15 protein-coding genes and 2 tRNA genes are annotated in these 19,555 nt (G+C 41.6%); 11 read left to right on the plus strand and 6 right to left on the minus strand.

The features are described 5' to 3' along the window. The first annotated feature begins 1 nt into the window (after window position 1). Together M2470_RS08730 and M2470_RS08735 are read left to right on the plus strand one after the other, a co-directional pair. Window positions 2-427, plus strand: coding sequence for an META domain-containing protein (locus M2470_RS08730; RefSeq protein ID WP_280744478.1), 426 nt, complete (start codon window positions 2-4; stop codon window positions 425-427). Between the two features lie 7 nt (window positions 428-434). Continuing rightward, window positions 435-869, plus strand: coding sequence for an META domain-containing protein (locus M2470_RS08735; RefSeq protein WP_280744477.1), 435 nt, complete (start codon window positions 435-437; stop codon window positions 867-869). A 69-nt stretch (window positions 870-938) separates the two neighbouring features. On the opposite strand, the gene M2470_RS08740 is transcribed toward M2470_RS08735, so the two are convergent. Beyond that, window positions 939-2,027, minus strand: coding sequence for a DUF1343 domain-containing protein (locus M2470_RS08740; RefSeq protein WP_280744691.1), 1,089 nt, complete (start codon window positions 2,025-2,027; stop codon window positions 939-941). A gap of 201 nt (window positions 2,028-2,228) precedes the next feature. On the opposite strand from M2470_RS08740, the gene M2470_RS08745 reads away from it, so the two are divergent. Continuing rightward, on the plus strand, window positions 2,229-2,771 hold the full coding sequence (locus M2470_RS08745; protein ID WP_280744476.1) for an HDIG domain-containing metalloprotein: 543 nt from the start codon (window positions 2,229-2,231) through the stop codon (window positions 2,769-2,771). A 60-nt stretch (window positions 2,772-2,831) separates the two neighbouring features. Further along, window positions 2,832-5,618 carry a putative LPS assembly protein LptD gene (locus M2470_RS08750; protein ID WP_280744475.1) on the plus strand — a complete coding sequence of 929 codons (2,787 nt, stop codon included), beginning with the start codon at window positions 2,832-2,834 and terminating at the stop codon, window positions 5,616-5,618. A 20-nt stretch (window positions 5,619-5,638) separates the two neighbouring features. Here M2470_RS08750 and ung read toward each other — a convergent pair whose 3' ends face one another. Further along, entirely contained in the window at window positions 5,639-6,301 is a 663-nt protein-coding gene (ung, locus tag M2470_RS08755) for a uracil-DNA glycosylase (RefSeq protein ID WP_280744690.1), read from the minus strand. 6 nt (window positions 6,302-6,307) lie between these two features. Continuing rightward, window positions 6,308-7,345: an aspartate--ammonia ligase gene (gene asnA, locus M2470_RS08760; protein WP_280744474.1), complete on the minus strand. Its 1,038-nt coding sequence runs from the start codon at window positions 7,343-7,345 to the stop codon at window positions 6,308-6,310. 227 nt (window positions 7,346-7,572) lie between these two features. Here asnA and M2470_RS08765 point away from each other — a divergent pair. Continuing rightward, window positions 7,573-7,645, plus strand: a tRNA-Arg gene (locus M2470_RS08765). Between the two features lie 10 nt (window positions 7,646-7,655). On the opposite strand, the gene M2470_RS08770 is transcribed toward M2470_RS08765, so the two are convergent. Further along, on the minus strand, window positions 7,656-8,243 hold the full coding sequence (locus M2470_RS08770; protein ID WP_280744473.1) for a hypothetical protein: 588 nt from the start codon (window positions 8,241-8,243) through the stop codon (window positions 7,656-7,658). 452 nt (window positions 8,244-8,695) lie between these two features. Between M2470_RS08770 and M2470_RS08775 the strand changes: the two genes are divergently transcribed. From M2470_RS08775 to M2470_RS08800, 6 genes are all read left to right on the plus strand, one after another. Next, window positions 8,696-8,766: transfer RNA gene (locus tag M2470_RS08775), tRNA-Gln, on the plus strand. A 136-nt stretch (window positions 8,767-8,902) separates the two neighbouring features. After that, the gene (locus tag M2470_RS08780) at window positions 8,903-11,179 is read left to right on the plus strand and encodes a DUF5703 domain-containing protein (RefSeq protein ID WP_280744472.1); all 2,277 of its coding nucleotides are present in this window, start codon (window positions 8,903-8,905) and stop codon (window positions 11,177-11,179) included. Between the two features lie 115 nt (window positions 11,180-11,294). Continuing rightward, entirely contained in the window at window positions 11,295-14,171 is a 2,877-nt protein-coding gene (locus M2470_RS08785; protein ID WP_280744471.1) for a triple tyrosine motif-containing protein, read from the plus strand. A gap of 281 nt (window positions 14,172-14,452) precedes the next feature. After that, complete coding sequence (locus M2470_RS08790) at window positions 14,453-15,145, plus strand: hemerythrin domain-containing protein (RefSeq protein WP_280744689.1); 693 nt, start codon at window positions 14,453-14,455, stop codon at window positions 15,143-15,145. 1 nt (window position 15,146) lies between these two features. Beyond that, entirely contained in the window at window positions 15,147-15,752 is a 606-nt protein-coding gene (locus M2470_RS08795; RefSeq protein WP_280744470.1) for a LuxR C-terminal-related transcriptional regulator, read from the plus strand. An 82-nt stretch (window positions 15,753-15,834) separates the two neighbouring features. Then, complete coding sequence (locus M2470_RS08800; protein ID WP_280744469.1) at window positions 15,835-18,090, plus strand: inorganic phosphate transporter; 2,256 nt, start codon at window positions 15,835-15,837, stop codon at window positions 18,088-18,090. A 2-nt stretch (window positions 18,091-18,092) separates the two neighbouring features. On the opposite strand, the gene M2470_RS08805 is transcribed toward M2470_RS08800, so the two are convergent. Further along, window positions 18,093-18,716 carry a WbqC family protein gene (locus M2470_RS08805; protein ID WP_280744468.1) on the minus strand — a complete coding sequence of 208 codons (624 nt, stop codon included), beginning with the start codon at window positions 18,714-18,716 and terminating at the stop codon, window positions 18,093-18,095. 1 nt (window position 18,717) lies between these two features. Next, window positions 18,718-19,554, minus strand: coding sequence for a signal peptidase I (gene lepB, locus M2470_RS08810; protein ID WP_280744467.1), 837 nt, complete (start codon window positions 19,552-19,554; stop codon window positions 18,718-18,720). Window position 19,555 lies beyond the last annotated feature (1 nt).

Below are 19,555 nucleotides of genomic sequence, written 5' to 3' on the forward strand. Positions count from 1 at the left end.
TATGAAACAATTATTTTTTTATGCGTTAATGATTCCCTTTTTTACAGGGATGATCTCTTGTTCTACCTCGAAATCGGTAGATATCCAAAGTCTTAATGGAAAGTGGACGATTGTAGAGGTTGAAGGTAATAAAGTAAGTGGAGAAAAGATGCCTTTTATTGTATTTAATATGGCAGATCTGAAAGTGAACGGAAATGGTGGATGTAACATGTTTCACACCAGCATTATCCCAAATGAAAAAGATAAATCCGCTTTTACAATGAAGCCTGCGGCAGCTACTATGATGGCTTGTCCGAATATGAATATGGAAAGCTCTATTTTTAAAACATTTGAACTGATATCCGGAGTAAAAGCCGGAGCTGCGGAAAATGAAATACAGTTAGTAGATGCTAATGGTAAAGTATTGCTCACTCTCTTAAAGAATTAAATGAAAAATGAAAAAGTTTATATATATCAGCATGGTTTTTGCAGTAGCCGTTTTGTTTACAGGATGTAAGACAAAACAAGCCCTTTCGGCTTCTTTTGACGACTTGCAAGGTGAATGGGGAGTGGTTGAGTTGAATGGAAATGCGCTTAACCCTGAAGAGACACATCAGACGATGGAATTTGACATGACTCGTCAGCTTATATCAGGCAATGCCGGGTGTAACCGTATGTCGGGCAAAGTAGAATATAATGAGTCTCAGAAGAATATCATCAAATTTTCCAGAATGATAACTACCCGCAAGGCTTGTTTAGACATGAAAAAAGAAGATGAATTGCTGAAAACGCTGGACAAAGTCGTGCGTTTTGAAGCAGCAGGTAACGAACAGATTGCTTTTTACGGAGCAGATAGCAGTAAGCTATTAGTTATTGAGAAAAAGAAATGAAATAGGTGATTTTGTGTGTTTGATGAAGAGGGAAAGGTGGCGCCTGTTTACAGGACCACCTTTTTTTCGTTAGAAGCGATCATCCGGATAGAGCAGATATTTTTTCCGCATCTCCTTATACACACTTAGTTCGTCTTGCCAGGAATCCCGTATTTCATCTTCCGTTAGTCCTTTGATTATCTGAAAGCGAAGTTCTTTTGTACCGGCCAGCAGGTCGAACCATCTTGGGCGCGAAAAGAAAAAGGCCTGGTCTTTTCCGGCTTTTTCGTAAAAAGAAAGAAAGAAACGCAGACTCAAGCCACCTTCAAACGGGTATTCACGTAAATCCACCCCGAAACACTCCTTGTCTTTTTGCAAAGGATTTGCATCAAACCCAGGTAATGACTTGGGAGTAAAGGAGAAGTCGCCGTATTTTTTATCGGGATAACCGATCATCTGGAATGGATAGTAAGTACCTCTTCCGATGCTGATATCGGTAGCCTCAAAGAAGCACAGAGAGGAATATAGCCGGATCGCCTGGTCGTTGGGTAGGTTAGGAGAGGGTTTGACTGGAAGCCAATAGGGATCTCCGTGTTTCCAGTTCAGCATGGGGATGACTTGCAATTTGCAGCTTTGAGGATGGCTTTTGAGCCAGCCTTCACCATTGATCATCATAGCCAACTCGCCTACTGTCAGCCCGTGCAGAACGGGTATGGGGTCTACTCCTACGAATGACTCAAAACCCTCTTTGCGTATTGGTCCGTCTATGAAGTCGTTGGGGTTCGGACGGTCTAGAACCACTAATTCCACATGGTTTTCTGCGCAAGCTTCCATTACATAATGCATGGTGCTGATGTAGGTGTAGAAACGTGCTCCTACATCTTGTATGTCGAATACAAGTATATCCAGGTCTTTTAATTGTTCGGCTGTAGGCTTGTTGTTCTTTCCGTAGATGGAAACGATAGGAAGGCCGGTTTTTGTGTCTTTACTGTCTTTTACTTCTGCTCCGGCATCGGCTGTTCCGCGAAAACCATGCTCCGGAGCGAATATTGTTTTTACCTGAATCCCATTACTCAGCAAGGCATCCAGTAAATGTTCCTGTGTGCTTTCAAGGATAGACGTCTGGTTAACAACCAAGCCCACTTGTTTGCCTTTCAGTAGAGATGTTATTTCCTCCATTCGTTCGGCCGCCAATACCAGCGATTTCTGCGTGCGAGTTTGGGTAAAACCTGTCGTAACAATCAGTAAACAAAAACATAACAGTAAACAAAAACGTTTATTTTTCATCTTATCAATAAATTAGCTTATGCAAGCAAAAGTAGTAAATGTCCTAATCATTCCTTACATTTGTGTCGCAAATTTTTATTGTCATAAAAACGAATGAATCCTATAGATATTATATCCGGCTATTACAGCGAGAAGTCAGACGCATACCGGATACTGGTAGAGCATAGCCGGGATGTAACAAATAAAGCATTAGCGATAGCCAGACAACATCCGGAGATGAACTTGGACCTGGAATTTATCAGCGAAGCAGCTATGTTACACGATATTGGTGTTTTCTTATGCAATGCTCCGGCTATAGACTGTCATGGTGAGGCCGATTATATTTGTCATGGCTATCTGGGTGCCGACCTGATGCGGAAAGAAGGTTATCCGAAACATGCGCTGGTATGTGAACGCCATACCGGAGCCGGAATTACCAAAGAAGAGATTATCAGCCGCAACCTTCCGCTTCCCCATCGCGATTTGTATCCGGTATCTATGGAAGAGCAATTGATCTGTTTTGCCGATAAGTTTTTCAGTAAAACAAAGTTGGGACAAGAAAAATCAATAGACAAGATACAGAAGAGTCTTTCCAAGTATGGGGATACGACTATTTTGCGTTTTGATCGTTGGTGTAAACTCTTTTTAGGGGAATAAAGACAGCAACGCTCAGTAATTTATTATACATTTGCACGCTGAGACACAACATTAGACAGCATGTCCTCAATATACAGAGTCCTATATATAACATTAATTTTCCTTATTGGAAGCCTGGCTTTGCAAGCGCAGGAAATTACAACATTGCCGGATGAGACGCAATTTGTACTTCCTGATACAGCTGTTTCTATAGCACCGGACTCCATCCCAACTGATACGATACCTCCTAGGCCAGGAGCCCTGGATGCGCCTGTTACCTATACGGCAACAGACTCTATCATCATGACCCGTGGCAACTGGGCGTATATTTATGGAAAAGGAGATGTGAAATACCAGCAAATAGAACTAGAAGCCGAAGTTATAGAGATGAATATGGATAGCAGCCTTGTGTACGCCAAGTATGGTCTTGATTCGATTGGCTCTGAATTTGGCTATCCCCTCTTTAAAGACAGTGGGCAGGAGTATGAGTCCAAGACCATGCGGTATAATTTCAAAACGAAAAAAGGCTACATCACTGATGTGCTTACCCAACAGGGCGAAGGTTTCGTAACAGCCTCACGAACCAAGAAGATGGAAGACGATATACTGAACATGGTAGACGGAAGATACACCACTTGTGACGAACATGATCATCCGCACTTCTATATTCAGATGACCAAAGCGAAAGTACGTCCGAAAAAGAATATCGTAACAGGCCCGGTGTATCTGGTTATCGCCGATGTACCCTTATATATGCTGGGGCTTCCTTTTGCTTTCTTTCCTTTCTCCGACACCTATTCTTCGGGGATATTATTCCCAACATTCGGAGACGAATCTACCAGAGGTTTCTATCTGCGCGACGGGGGATATTACTTTGCGTTAAGCGATTATATGGATTTAGCCTTAACAGGTGAAATATATACTAAAGGTTCATGGGGGCTCTCTGCCCGTTCTTCTTACAAGAAAAGATACAAATATTCCGGAAGCTTTAATGCGAATTACCTGGTAACCAAACTAGGAGATAAAGGTTTGCCCGATTACAGTTTGTCGAAAGACTTTAAACTAAACTGGACACATTCGCAAGATGCGAAATCCAATCCGTACCGTACTATATCTGCCAGTGTTAATTTTGCTACCAGCAGCTACGATAGGAATAATATACAGGGAATGTATGGTGCTTCGTCTACTCAAAACACAAAGGGCTCAAGTGTGAGTATCACACAGCGATTCCCGAACAATCCGCTCAGTATCTCTGCTACAATGAACTTGAATCAGGTACAACGTGATACGACACTTTCTGTTACGATGCCGGATATCACGCTTACAATGAGCCGTATATTTCCCTTCAAAAGGAAGAGTGCCGTGGGGGCTGAACGCTGGTACGAAAAGGTGTCGATGAGCTATACCGGTTACCTGCGGAATAGTATCACAGCCAAAGAATATGACTTTTTTCAGGCGAATATAATCAAAGACTGGAAAAATGCCATGCAGCACCAGATACCGGTAAGTGCAACCTTCAGTTTGTTTAATTATATCAATATATCTCCCAGTGTGAATTATACGGAGCGCTGGTATACCAATAAAGTAGAAAAAGAATATAACCTGCAAACTAATCAGATGCAGGTTGCGGATACAACGTATGGTTTTTACCGGGTCTATAACTATAATGCGGCTGTTTCGGCATCTACTACACTATACGGGATGTTTACCCCTATGCCTTTCCTTTCCAAATGGATAAAGCAGGTACGTCACCGTATGGATCCGTCGATCAGCTTCTCTATGGCTCCCGATTTCGGTCATCAGCGGTATGGCTATTACCAGGAATACCAATACTTGGATGCGAATAATAACATGCAGACTGTTACATATTCTCCTTTCGAGAATGGAATGTTTGGTGTGCCGGGCAGAGGAAAGCAGGGAAGCCTTAATTTCAGTTTGGATAATAATATTGAAGCAAAAGTAGTATCAAACAGTGATTCTACAGGAATGAAGAAGATCAGTATTATTGATAAGTTGGCTTTTTCCACCAGTTATAACATGGTAGCCGATTCATTTAACTGGAGTGACCTGAGTGTAGGGCTTCGTTTGAAACTAACCAAGAGCTACTCTATCAACCTGAATGCCGTTTTTGATGTGTATACTTACGACTATAGCACGAATGAAGACGGAGATCGGTATAGCCCCAGGCGAGTAAACAAACTACGCCTTCAAGCCGGAAAAGGAATCGGACGCTTGCGCTCAACGGGTACCAGTTTCTCTTATACATTTAATAATGATACATTCAAGAAAGGATTCATCGGTAAGTTGCTAGGATATAGCGAAAGCGATACCCCTGCAGGAGCGGGTGATGAAGATCCTTTGGGAATGGAAAGCCTGGATCAGATAGATCAATATGGGGAGAACCAAAGCTTGGTGCCGGAAGAGAGTACCGGAGGTGGTGGAGGCCGTCTGCGAGGAGCTAAAAAAGAATCCGGAGGTGAAACGGATTCCGACGGCTACTGGCTAAACTCTTTCCCCTGGAGCCTCTCTTTTAACTATAGTATAAATGTAGGCTATGGCGACTTTAATTACGATAAAAGGGAATATAACTACAAGTTAACACATGCCTTGAGTTTTAGTGGGAATATCCAACCCACAAAGAACTGGCGTCTCAACTTCAATGCTACATACGATTTCGACAATAAGAAAATCTCCTATCTTACCTGTAATATTACACGAAGCCTGCACTGCTTCAATATGACAGCTAGCGTTATCCCCGTAGGTCCTTATAAGTCATACTCATTCTCTGTAGCTGTCAGCTCGTCGTTGCTGAAAGACCTCAAATATGACAGAAGAAGCAATTATAGGGAAGGGCAAACCTGGTATTAAAGAAGTAGTTTAAACTGAGGTTACCATTCAATAGGCTTTTGCCCACTTGCTATCAGATAATCATTTGCTTTGCTGAAGTGTTTATTTCCAAAAAATCCGCGATGTGCCGATAGAGGAGAAGGATGAGCGGACGTCAGTACCAGATTACGCTTGGCATCAATAAACGCACCTTTCTTCTGTGCATAAGAACCCCAAAGGATATACACAAGGTGATCACGCGTTTCTGCCAGACGATGAATAACAGCATCGGTAAATGTTTCCCACCCTTTGTTTTGATGCGAGCCTGCCTGATGTGCACGAACCGTCAGAGTGGCATTAAGCAACAACACCCCCTGGTCGGCCCATCTTGTCAAATTTCCGCTTCCGGGAACCGCCTTCTGAAAGTCAGCTTCAATTTCTTTGAAAATATTAATCAGCGAAGGAGGGAATCTGACCCCGTCTTTTACAGAGAAGCAAAGCCCATGCGCTTGTCCCGGTTCGTGATAAGGATCTTGTCCTAATATAACAACTTTTACTTTGTCGAAGGGGCAATGATCGAAAGCACTGAATATTTGCGGACCGGGAGGATAAACTGTTCCCTGTTTGTACTCCTGTCTTACAAACTCTGTCAACTGTCTGAAATAATCCTTTTCAAATTCAGCAGCCAGTTGTTCTTTCCAGCTTTGTTCTATTTTTACATCCATCATCTTTTATATTAGATACATACCGGCGGCTTTAGCTTCTGCTCGCATGTCTTCCGGCCAGATACTGGCTTGTATTTCTCCGATATGGGCTTTTCTCAGATAAAACATACATAAACGGCTTTGTCCGATACCTCCTCCTATGCTTTGGGGTAGCTCGCCATTCAGCAGGCGTTTGTGAAAGTACAATTCTTTTTTGTCTTCCATATTGCTGATCTTCAGCTGACGGAGTAAAGCCTCCTTGTTAACCCGGATACCCATTGAGGAGAGCTCCAGCGAACGGTTTAATATATCATCCCATACCAACAAGTCGCCGTTTAAACCTACTTTTCCATCATCCGTTGGTGTAGACCAGTCATCATAGTCGGGAGCGCGGCCGTCATGCTTTTCTCCGTTACTTAGTTTGCAACCGATACCGATAATAAAGACTGCTCCATATTCTTTGGCGATTGCATCTTCCCGCTCTTTAGGAGTATAAGTAGGGTATTTCTGTAAGAGGTCTTCGGCATGTATAAAATGAATCTCCTGAGGGAGGGTAGGGCGTATTTCCGGGAACATTTCATATACCATATATTCTGTCCGTACCATGGCAGCATAGATGCGGCGAACGATCTCTCTCAAAAAGACGATAGTACGTTCCTCTTCTCCCATTGTACGTTCCCAATCCCATTGGTCTACGTAAAGAGAATGAAGATTGCCCAGTTCTTCGTCCGAACGGATGGCGTTCATATCGGTGTATATCCCATATCCCCGTTCTATCTGGTATTCGGCCAAGGTAAGGCGTTTCCATTTAGCCAAAGAATGTACAATTTCTGCTTGAGAATCATTCAGGTCTTTTATTGGAAAACTGACAGCTCTTTCTACGCCATTCAAGTCGTCATTAATCCCCATGCCTTTTAATACGAACAGGGGAGCCGTTACGCGTCGCAAACGTAGTTCGGAAGATAGATTTTGTTGAAAAAAATCTTTTATATTTTTTATACCCAATTCTGTTTGCGAAAGATTTAACAAGGCTTTATATCCGGATGGCTTGATGAGGTAGCTCATGATTTTTGTCGTGTTCTGTGTTTGTTAATTATGACTGACAAAATTAGTTATTAATGTAAAAATAGCAAGTCTTTTTGCTTTTTTTATTTCAAAATGATACGAAATAAAGGAAAAAGAATCTCAAAATATCAAAAGTTTGTTCGTCTTGCAAACATATATTTCACAAGAAGTCTTTCAATAAACCATTTGTTTTACTGAGAGATTATAATTACTTTTGCGCCATTCTTGGCCTGGTAGCTTAGTGAATAGAGCGTCAGATTCCGGTTCTGAAGGTCGTGGGTTTGAGTCCCACCCGGGTCACTACTTTTCTTTATTGAGGTGTAATATTGCTTAACCGGAGGCAAATGGTGAAATAGAGGTTGTCTATTGTAACTTTATTGCTCCAGATGCGAGAAAATACTCCCAATGCCGCATCGCGATAATCCTTATCATTAATGCTTCCCTTGTTCATGAAATCAGGTCCCAGAGAGGTTGCGCAGAATGTGCAAAATTCTTTCAGATCGTCTCTGATTTCGTTGACATTGCTAAGGAAGAACAAATCGTAATGTCCATCTTCAAATTTAAATATTTCTACTTTGAAAAATGTAGAGAGTTCCAGATTAGGCAGCTTTAAAGTATATGCTTCTGCGGTTTTACCGTCGATTGATGCGTGTTTTTCTGTTAGCTCTGGATTATGTTTGAATATATTATAAATGTCTATCGAGAAAAATCCATTAATGTCGTCTTTTTCCTTTTTCTTTTTTGAATTTGAGATAAACGGTATGTCTGGCTTCAATATTTCTTTTTGCAGGGGAGGTTGCACCGGTGTTTGAACTTCAGGTATTGTTTCTTGTTCTTTTTCCTGTGTATTATTAGCTAGCTCTTGTTTTTCCTGTTTGCGAAAATTAAAAAATCCCATTATAGTAATTTAAATATGTGTGGTTACAAAGATAGAAAGAAACGGATTAATCCAATATTTTTTTAGTATTTTTTGGTCTTGCCGGAAATTTTTATGATGAAATTGTAATGCATAGGCCGAAAAGCACCAACTACTCTGTCAAAAATTACTACCTGTTTCAGTTTTATTAAATAATAAATGCCCAGCCCTTATTGTATCATTTTTCAATAAAGAACTGATGTTTATGAAGTGTTTGTATTTTCCAATATATCAAATGTTTAGAGTGAAGTTCGAGTCATACGTGTGCGATTGAAAAAACGCACGCGTAAAATTCTCACACCGTGTGAGATACTGTATAATGTAATTGGATAAATTTCAAACAGATCACAAAAATGTTGAATAAAAAAGAGGAAATATTTGCAAAAACCAAGATTATCCTTACCTTTGCATCGCTTTTTAAAGCAAGGTATGTTTGTCTCATGGTGTAATGGTAGCACAACAGGTTTTGGTTCTGTTTGTCCAGGTTCGAATCCTGGTGAGACAACAAGGAAAAGTTTAAACCCGTTTATTATCAATCAGATAATGACGGGTTTTTTCTTTAGGATAAGAATAGGGGTAAGAAAAGGGATCAACCTCTTTTTGAATACATTTGATTGTATAACAAATAAAAGCAAACAGAAATGAATTCAAAATTCTTCATCGTGCTTCTTTTTTTGTGTACTGCGCTCGCACTCCATGCGCAATATCCCGATGAGTATAATATCATATGGGACTCTCCTTCGTCGGGGTCGCATGAATCCATGCCATGTGGGGGAGGTTCTATTGGAATGAATGTCTGGGTGGAAGAAGGTAATTTGTATTTTTATTTCTCACGAAGCGGTACTTTCGATGAGAACAATGCTTTCCTTAAAGGGGGACGCATACGGCTCGAATTATCTCCTAACCCCTTTCTATCCGGAACGTTCAGGCAGGAACTTAAGCTTAACGAAGGATATATAGAAATAACAGCGGGAGAAGGGCAAGATGAAACCTGTATCGAGCTTTGGGCGGATGTATTCAATCCGGTCATTCATTTGGAGATAAATAGCAAAACCAAACGCACTGTAAAAGTGAGTTACGAAAGTTGGAGACACGAAGATCATTTGCTTCGTCAGGATGAAAGCCATGCCAATTCCTATAAGTTCGCCCCTCCCACCGGGTTGAAGATAACCAAAGATAACATCGATTTTCATGCGAACACAGTAGAGTTTTATCACCGGAATCCGTCTCATACTGTTTTTGATGTTACTGTCGGACGTCAGGGAATGGATTCGGTGAAAAATAGAATGATGAATCCTCTGGCCAACCTCACTTTCGGCGGAAGGTTGTCTGGAAAGGACTTCGTAGCCGGACAAACTTATACAGGCGTTTACAAAAGTACACCTTATAAAGGCTGGATACTGCAAAGCAAAAGCCCCGGTACCTCACATCATGTTACCCTTCATCTTCACACAGCGCAGGCTGAAGGTTTGGGACAATGGGAATCCGGGCTGTCGGCAATTGTTTCTGCCGTACCATATACGGATAAGAAAGCAAAAACGGATTCCCGCAAGTGGTGGAAGAGTTTCTGGCAGCGCAGTTTTATCCGTATCAATCCGGGGCAGCCGGGTACGGAGGCTTGGAACGTAGGACGAAATTACCAGTTGTTCAGATACATGTTGGGATGTAATGCATATGGAAGCGAACCTACAAAATTCAACGGAGGGCTTTTTACTTTCGACCCCGTATTCGTAGATCCTAACCGTGACTTTACCCCTGATTTTCGATTGTGGGGAGGAGGAACAATGACTGCACAAAACCAACGACTTATCTATTTCCCATTAATAAAAAGCGGAGATTTCGATATACTTACTCCACAATTCAACTTCTACAAACGTATGTTAAGTAATGCCGAACTTCGCAGCCAGGTATATTGGGGACACAACGGTGCCTGCTTCGCAGAACAGATCGAAAACTTCGGACTGCCCAATGTCAGCGAAAACGAATGGCAACCTCGTCGCCAGGGTAACGATCTCGGTGTAGAGAGTAACCCCTGGCTGGAATATTGTTGGGATACAGCATTGGAATTCGGACTAATGATGCTGGATGCCTCATGCTATTCCGGTGAATCTGCCATACCACACCTTCCCTTCATCGAGAGTACACTTACTTTCTTTGACGAGCATTACCGCTATCTTGCTGCCAAACGCGGCACTCATGATTTGGATGGAAACGGACATCTCATACTCTACCCGGGATCAGGATGCGAAACATATAAAATGGCAACCAATGCCACATCAACTGTTGCTGCATTGGAAACAGTACTGAAACGCCTGTTGGCGCTGAACCATCCGGAGATATCAGCAGAACAGCAAGAGAAATGGAAAGCAATGCTCGGCAGGATTCCACCCATTATATTCCGGGAGATTGATGGGAAGAAACTTATATCTCCGGCTAAAGCCTGGGAACGTGTTAATAACGAAGAGACACCCCAGCTATACCCTGTCTATCCATGGCGTATATACGGAGTAGGCAGACCAGACATTCAGGTAGCCATTGATACATATTTCAATGATCCCGATGCGTTAAAGTTCCGGAATCATATCGGTTGGAAGCAAGACAATATCTTTGCCGCCTGCCTCGGACTAAGTGAAGAAGCTAAACGGCTTACGCTCCTTAAGTTCAAGGACGGTCCGTACAGGTTTCCTTCTTTCTGGGGACCGGGCTTCGACTGGAGCCCCGACCATAATTGGGGTGGAAGCGCCATGATTGGTTTACAGGAGATGTTATTGCAGACGCTGAATGAGGAGGTTATCTTGTTTCCCGCCTGGCCAAAGGAATGGAGCGTACATTTCAAACTGCATGCGCCAAATCAAACGACTGTGGAGGCAAAGATGACCAACGGAGCAACAGAGATTATAAAAGTACATTCCAAGTAATATTGCCTGTAGGAGCTTATTCTTTCCTTTTTGAAAAGATTATTTTAGAATATCAATTTCTTTCAATACATTTTTTGTTATCTTCGTGTTTATTAAAGATGACAGCTTGCCTTAAATGAAAAGATTAATTCTAATTCTCTTTAGCCTTTTTGTTTCATGGAGTAGTTTTGCTCAATGGAATGGTTTTGTAACTAATCACAGAAAAGAAGAGTTTGGTAGAGGTTCGAAAACCTGGCAGATTCGGGCTTACGACGAAAATCATATTTATTTTGCAAACAAGAATGGGGTGTTGGAGTATAATGGCACCGATTGGAGTTTATTGCCCCTTGATAATAAAAATGATGTTCGTTCTGTTTGCATCTCTCAAAAGCATCATCGTGTATATGCCGGTGGAGAGGGGGAGTTCGGCTATTTTGAGCCTGATGAAAGGGGGCGAATGACTTATACCAACCTATCTGCCACTTTTCTGCCTGAAAACGGGACAAATGGTGGCTACTGGGGAGTCTTTGAGGTGGATAATCTTATTTATTATGTATCAGACAGGCATATAATCAAACAAATAGACAACGACTTTACTACTATTTACAGTGACCGCAAGATCGATTGTTCGAATATTGTGAATGGTATATTGTATATCGGAACGACAGATGGTGTAAAAATGCTGGTGGGTAATACTTTGCTGCCCATTCCACAAGATGAATTGCTGAAAGGTAAAACGGTTCGTGCTATTGCACCCTATGAATCCGGATTCCTGATAGCAACAGCGTTTAATGGTCTGTATTATGGTTCTGAAGCCGAGGTTACTCCCTTCCATACAGGTGTAGAAGACTTTATGAGGCAGAACGAGGTCTTTTCACTCGCGACTTCGCCCGGTTACATTGCGATTGGCACAATTCATAAAGGCTTGATATTAATAGATGAAAATAAACGTCGTATTTCTTACTACAACGAACAGAATGGGCTTCAGAATAACACCATACTTTCCTTATATTTTGATTTTCATAATGATTTATGGCTTGGGCTTGATAATGGGATAGACTATATCTCTTTGAACTCGGCGATATCAAACTTATATACTTATCCCAGTTCCTATGGTGCAGGTTATGATGTACTGCTTCATGACAACTGCATTTTTTTGGCTACGAACAGAGGGCTTTTTTATGCGGATACACCTGTTGTAATGGACGATAATGCTCCTTCGTTTCAGATGGTTCCCGGTTTAAGCGGACAGGTATGGGGAATAGAAAAGGTAGACGGCGAGATTTTCTGCCTTCACGAAAAGGGATTATATCTTGTCGGACAGAACAGGGCAGAACTGATTCCCGGATTAAGAGGTGCCTTGTTTTGCTCTGAGATAGACAAACCCGGATTCTGCCTGGTAGGGACATATGAGGGCTTGTTTCTGCTGGAGAAAGAGCAAGGTAAATGGTCTATCCGGAAAAAGCTAACGGATGATACACAGACATGGATTAAGAATGCTGTATTTATAGCTCCGACAACAATCTGGATACGTACAATCGATCTGGGAATGACTCGCATAAAAGTAGATACAGCCGATTTTTCCGTCATAGAAAGTAAACTCTATAATACGTCTAACGGCTTTACTTCTATTGATCATCTGTTTGTTCATAAGATGAAAGGAGAGGCTTATTTCTCTACCGCTTCCGGCTGGTATGCATATGATCAGTCTAAAGACAGTATCGTAGCGGTAGAGGAGCTTTCCTCTATATTCCTTCCCGGTGAATTGTATTCTAATCTTGTGTCTAAAGGCGATCAGTTGTTTGCCTTGTCAGAAGATATATTGCAAGTTGCGCGTTTACAACCCGGGGATGAAAAATCGGAGGTAAAGTTGTTTCCGTTCAGTAAATCTCAGATAGAAACAATTTCCTATTATGAATCGATGGAGGTGCTGAATGACTCTTTGGTTATTATCCCCAATGAGCATGGCTTTGCTTTATTAAATGTGAATGTATCACATAAGAAAAAAGACAGAAATGAACTGTTCATAAAGAATGTATTTATTACTTATCCGAAAGACACGCTTATTTATACAGATAATTACCTGCATCGGCTGGCTGTTCCGGAAATTCGATACAAGCGGAATGCTTTGCGGTTTGAGTATGAGGTTCGTGCCTTCGGGAATAATAATCCGGTAATGTACCGTGTGAGGCTCTATCCTGATAATGTCTGGTCTGATTATTCTCTTTCAACAGTAAAAGAATATAACAACCTGAAAGAAGGTAGCTACACTTTTGAAGTAGAGGCCTTGTTTGCTGATGGGAATAAATCGTATAAGTCGTATGAATTCCGGATTTTGCCTCCTTGGTATCGCTCCGGTTATGCCTGGGCTGGTTATTTGTTGTTGTTTGTTTTGTTCTTTTTCGCTGTGTATAAGTATGATGACAAACGTATAGAGCGAAAGCGGAAAGCGGAAGCAGCAAAGAAAGAGGAAGAAATGCATCTGCGGGAGCAAGAGTTTCAGCAAGAAAGTTTTCGTAAAGAGCAGGAAATTATAGAATTGAAGAATGAAAAACTGGAACAGGAACTGACATTCAAGAGCCAGGAAATGGCGAATTTAATGATTAATTTCTCCAGAAAGAATGAGATACTGATGCACATAAAGCAAGAGCTTTACAAAGTTACTTCCGAAATGAAAGGGGATGATTTTGCTAAAGCAAAGCGCATGCTATTGGCCATCAATAGTAGTATCGACCTGAACATCCAGTCCGACGATGCCCTGAAGCGCTTTGAGGAACAGTTCAATCTGGTCCATAACAACTTTATGAAGAAATTGAGGGAGAAGTATCCGGATCTGTCTGTCAGCGAACTTAAGATGTGTGCTTATATAAGAATGAACCTTTCTACCAAAGAGGTTGCTCCCTTGCTTAATTTATCTGTTCGCGGAGTGGAAACAATTCGCTACCGCTTGCGGAAAAAGATTGGCCTGGAACGTGACGAGAGCTTGACAGAATATCTGAATACATTTTCCTGATACACTCTACATAACATAAAAAAGTCTCTCTTCGCAGGGAGACTCTTTTGCAATAAATCATCTTATATGCTTACATAAAATTAGCACGAGGTTTTGATATAGCGATTATACTAATAGTGTTACTTTTTATTCTGTTGCAAAAATAGAGTGAACATCAGTAGTCTACAATACCTAACTGTATGTATAATCGGCGTTTTTGTACCTACAAATAGGGATTGGGGATGTCGCTAAAAAGAGCTAACTTTGAGCGCTATATATCAATCATTGAAGATAAAAGAAATATGCATAAGAAAACAATATATAAGGAAACCGACAAGATGGCCGACCTGATATCCAACAACTATTCCATGTTGCTGGTGATGAGTAGGTTTGGAATATCTCCTGGTTACGAAGATAAGTCGATAGGAGAAGTTTGCCGTCAGAACGAGGTAGATGTTTGCACCTTCCTTACAGTTGTTAACTTCCTGCATAAAGACGAGGATAAACCAGTAAAGGATGTAAATAGTTGCCTGTCGTTGGAGCATTTGATCGTTTACTTACATAATGCACATGATTATTTCCTGAAGTTCCGTCTTCCGCATCTTCGCCGCAAGCTGACAGATGTGCTGAAAGACGATTGTCCGCCCGACGTGGCCTTTGTTATCACAAAGTTCTACGACGAGTATGCCGAAGAGGTAAACAAACATATGATGTATGAAGAGAAAACCGTATTTCCGTATGTGCAGGAACTGCTGAAAGGGAAGAAAAATCCGAAATATAATATTTCTATCTTCCATAGGCGGCATGATCAGATCGAGTTGAAAATCACAGAACTGAAGAATCTGTTACTCAAATATTATCCGGGCAAGGGTAGTAACCTGTTTAATAGTGTTTTGTTTGATATCTTCACTACGGAAAAAGACCTTACAACGCACAATCAGATAGAGAACAATCTTTTCACACCTGCCATTCTGGAACAGGAAAAGCTACTATAAGATGAAAAGCCTGAAAGTAACTATCGTTGAAAGTTCAGTTATCGTTTGTTCGGGACTGGAAGTCCAGTTGAAGAAGCTGCCCGGGTTCCGGATACAACTTACGGAAATATCCGATACCGAGTATTTGGGCGAATCTCTCAGACTTCACAAACCGGATATTCTGATCATTAATCCTGTCGCTGCTGCAGGAGCTACTCCTCAGCAATTTAAACAGGAAAGCGGTAATCCGGATATGAAATGTGTCGCTTTATTATCCGGCTTGACAAATAAAGCCATACTGCGTTTTTATGACGGGAAAATAGGTATCTATGACACTCTGGATGAAATCAGACTAAAGCTGGAAAAGCTTTGTGCTGTAGAAATAAATGAAACCGAAGATAGTGAAGAGCAGCAAACCCTGAGCGTGCGTGAAAAAGAGATTGTTGTTTGCGTAGTAAAAGGAATGACCAATCGTGAGATTGCCGACCGTCTTTATTTATCTACCCACACCGTAATAACGCATCGTCGGAATATTGCCCGTAAGCTGCAGATACATAGTGCCAGTGGACTTACCGTATATGCCATTGTCAATAAATTAGTAGAATTGAGTGACATCGGAAAATCGTAACATTTTCGATACAAAGATTGTTATACATATAGAATAATAGTTTCATACTTTTGCACGTTAAACTGAACTTACAGCATAATTGATGGAGACATTCTATTTATTTCTGGTTATTTTTATCTTTATAGTCGCTATTTTTGACTTATCTGTCGGCGTAAGCAACGATGCTGTAAACTTTCTCAATTCGGCCATAGGTTCCAAGGCTGCTTCCTTTAAGGTTATTATGATAATAGCTGCTATCGGTATATTTGTCGGAGCTTCTTTATCCAACGGTATGATGGACGTGGCAAGGCATGGTGTTTTTCAGCCACAACATTTTTATTTTACCGAAATTCTGGCAATCTTATTGGCTGTCATGCTTACAGATGTGGTGTTGTTGGATGTTTTCAATTCATTAGGTATGCCTACCTCAACTACAGTTTCATTGGTGTTTGAATTGTTGGGAGGAACAGTTGCTATTGCCATGATGAAGATTATCAACTCCGGCGGTTTATTAAATCTGGGTGATCTGATTAATACCGACAAAGCATTTACGATGATTCTGGCTATTTTCCTTTCTGTGGCAATAGCCTTCCTGTTTGGAACGATTGTTCAATATCTTTCACGCATTATTTTTACATTTGATTATAAAAAGAAAATGAAGTATTTTGCCGCCTTGTTTGGAGGGGTGGCAGCTACGGCTATTCTTTACTTTATGCTTATTAAGGGTTTAAAAGAAAGCTCTTTTATGACCGGAGCAGTCAAAGACTATATCTATGGTAATACAGGACAGATCGTGTGGTGGAGTTTTTTATTTTTTACAGCTTTGATGCAAATCTTGTATTGGCTGAAAGTGAATATCTTCAAAGTCGTTGTATTGATGGGAACATTCTCTCTGGCTTTGGCTTTTGCCGGTAATGACCTTGTGAATTTTATCGGAGTACCTTTGGTAGGATACTCTTCTTATATTGATTTAGCAGCGCAAAATGGGACAGTAGCTCCCGATGCTTTTCTGATGTCGTCATTGCAGGGATCAGCTCAAACGCCCTGGTATTTCTTGGTGGGAGCCGGAGCTGTTATGGTTATTGCATTGTTTACTTCCCGGAAGGCACAGGATGTGATAAAGACTTCTCTGGATCTGTCGAGGCAGTCGGAAGGAGAAGAGAATTTCGGAACGTCGCCTGTTGCCCGTGTGTTGGTACGTAAATTCAGCGGAGCTGCTACATCCGTATTACAAGTCGTTCCTTCCGGCGTAAAGAAATGGATAAACAGCCGTTTCAATAACGACGAAATTATCTTGGAAGACAATGCCAGTTTTGACCTGGTACGTGCTTCCGTGAATGTGGTACTTTCAGGGTTGCTGATCGCGATGGGTACCTCCTTAAAACTGCCTCTTTCTACTACCTATGTCACGTTTATGGTTGCAATGGGTAGCTCGTTGGCAGACCGTGCCTGGGGACGAGAATCTGCAGTGTATCGTATTACAGGTGTTATATCGGTTATCGGAGGATGGTTTATTACAGCCGGAGCAGCTTTTACTATTTGTTTTGTGGTAGCCTTACTTATCTATCTGGGCGGGATTGCAGGAATGGTAGCTATGGTGGCTTTGGCTGCTTATATGCTTGTACGCAGCCATTTGTTATACCAAAAGAAGAAAAAAGAGGAGGCCGAACGTGAAAATATGAATCCGACAATAGCAAAGCTTCGTGATACGACGGATAGCCGCGAAGCGCTTGTGTTGTTCCGTAAGCATAGTCGCGAAGAACTATATAACGACCTGATTTTTATCTCCAATGCTTATGATACGGCTGTAACCGGTTTTATAAATGAAAGCCTGAAAAATGAGCGGAAGGTGTTAAGTGATATCGAAGAGATGAAAGCGCACCTTAAAGAGGTAAAGCGGGTAGGAACCTTAGGTGTTACTCAGCTACAGCATGATATTGCCATAGAAAAGGGGCTTTATTATTATCAGGGTAACGACTTCGCCAGTGAAACGCTTTTTAGTGTGCGCCGCCTGACAGAGCCGATTAAAGAGCACATCGATAATAACTTCAATCCGCTCAGTGATATCCAGAAAGCAGAGTTTGGAAATGCCGCACAGCAAATTGTTATGTTCTTGAATCAGTGTGCCGAAATGATTAAGTGCAATACATATGCCGGTTTTGATGAATTGGTAGCAGAATCCGTCACATTGATCAATCAACTGGTCGCTTTAAAGAAACGTGAACTAAAGCGTATTCAAGGCCAGAGTGGTAGCACAAAAACAAGTATGGTTTACCTCAATATGATTCATGAATCACAAAACGTTGTTTCTTTTGCCACAAACCTGTTGAAGGTAAGCCGTAAGTTTCAGAAGGAATAAGCTTATCCGGCAATCGAATTATTCAATACGAGAATCCCTTCGGGTCCCATATTGAACAGTAAATCTATGATGCTTAGATTTGGCAGAAAGCCGTGTTTCTCACGAAAGACCTGGTAGTAAGGGGTAGGGGAGAATGAAGCATCTTCAAGAGGATTTCTGGGGCGTATACTCTCCCTGAAATCATGAGCAGTATCAACTTGATACGTTTCTGTGAAATGAACGGTAGGGTGTATGTCTAGCAAATCACAGATCAGTTGGCGCAACTGCTCGTTAAAATCAAACAGAAAATCAAAGGTTTGTTCGTAAAACGGAATGAAGTCGTCCTGGTAATACTCAAAAAACGGACTGGTATTGTAAGCAGACAGTATAGCATTCCAATGCAAGTGGTGCCAGTTGCCATGTTCGGATATACGTATGTCGCGCGTCAGGCATTTCAGACTATCCGGCTTTTCAATGGGTATGGATAGTGATAGAGGCCCGTTTGCTCCGGCAATAACGCAGCGGTTGCGGTATGTCTGTTTCAGGTAGTTTTCAGCTGTTTCAAAGTAAACGTCCGGATATTGTAGCAGTTTGCAATACTGTTGTACAGGCCCCAGATATGCTGTGGAAAGATAGACACTACCCATTTTAGTTTACTTTTTTAAAGCGATGTTGTTTGTCCTTACTATACCAGCAAAACCAGGCTTCTCCTACGATATGCTCGGCAGGTATAAAGCCCAAATGTCGTGAGTCTATGGCATCTTCCGTATTGTCTGAAAGCACCCAGTAATAATCCCGCTGAAAGCTAAAACGAGTGGTTTCCTTTCCGTCGAGATAAAGTTTACGGTTGCGAAATGACACCTTAGCTTCCGTTTCGTCGATTATCGCTTCGCGGCAGGCCGTCAGGAAATTCTCATCCAGCCGGTAAGTCTGTCCTTTTCGGGGTACAATGAGGGTATAATTCTCTTCCTTTTCCTTAACAAATAGTTTGCTTACCCGCTCATTCATTTCTTCCCGTATTTGGTACTCCTCAAACGGGGTGAGGCTAAAGGACGGTTTTTTGTCGTTGCCTTGCTCGCGTATAGGGATTTCCAGCTTTTTCAGCAGATTGGTAAAGGCTCCTTTTATTTCCGGAGCAATTGTGTAGGTAGCCAGGCTACGTGGAGAACGGGGATGCAAAACGCCATTGATGGTATATCCTTCCTGGCCGACGCGGATGGTGTCACCCGGTAGGGCTATGCAACGGCTTACAATCAGTAAGTCTTTATCTTTGTCTTGCTGTAGCGGACTGGTAAAAAGAAGAACTTTATTCCGGACAGGATTCTTTTTCAGTTTGTTCACCAGTATAAAATCTCCTTTGTGTAAGGCTTCTTCCATTGAATGGGTGGAGATACGGTATGAACCAATGCAGAAATAGCGGATCACCAACACAACGGCTACGATAGCCAGAATGGCAATGATTCCCTTTTTTCCTATGGCGTACATA

It is taken from the genome of Parabacteroides sp. PH5-46 (assembly GCF_029892785.1).
Lineage (GTDB): Bacteria > Bacteroidota > Bacteroidia > Bacteroidales > Tannerellaceae > DFXE01.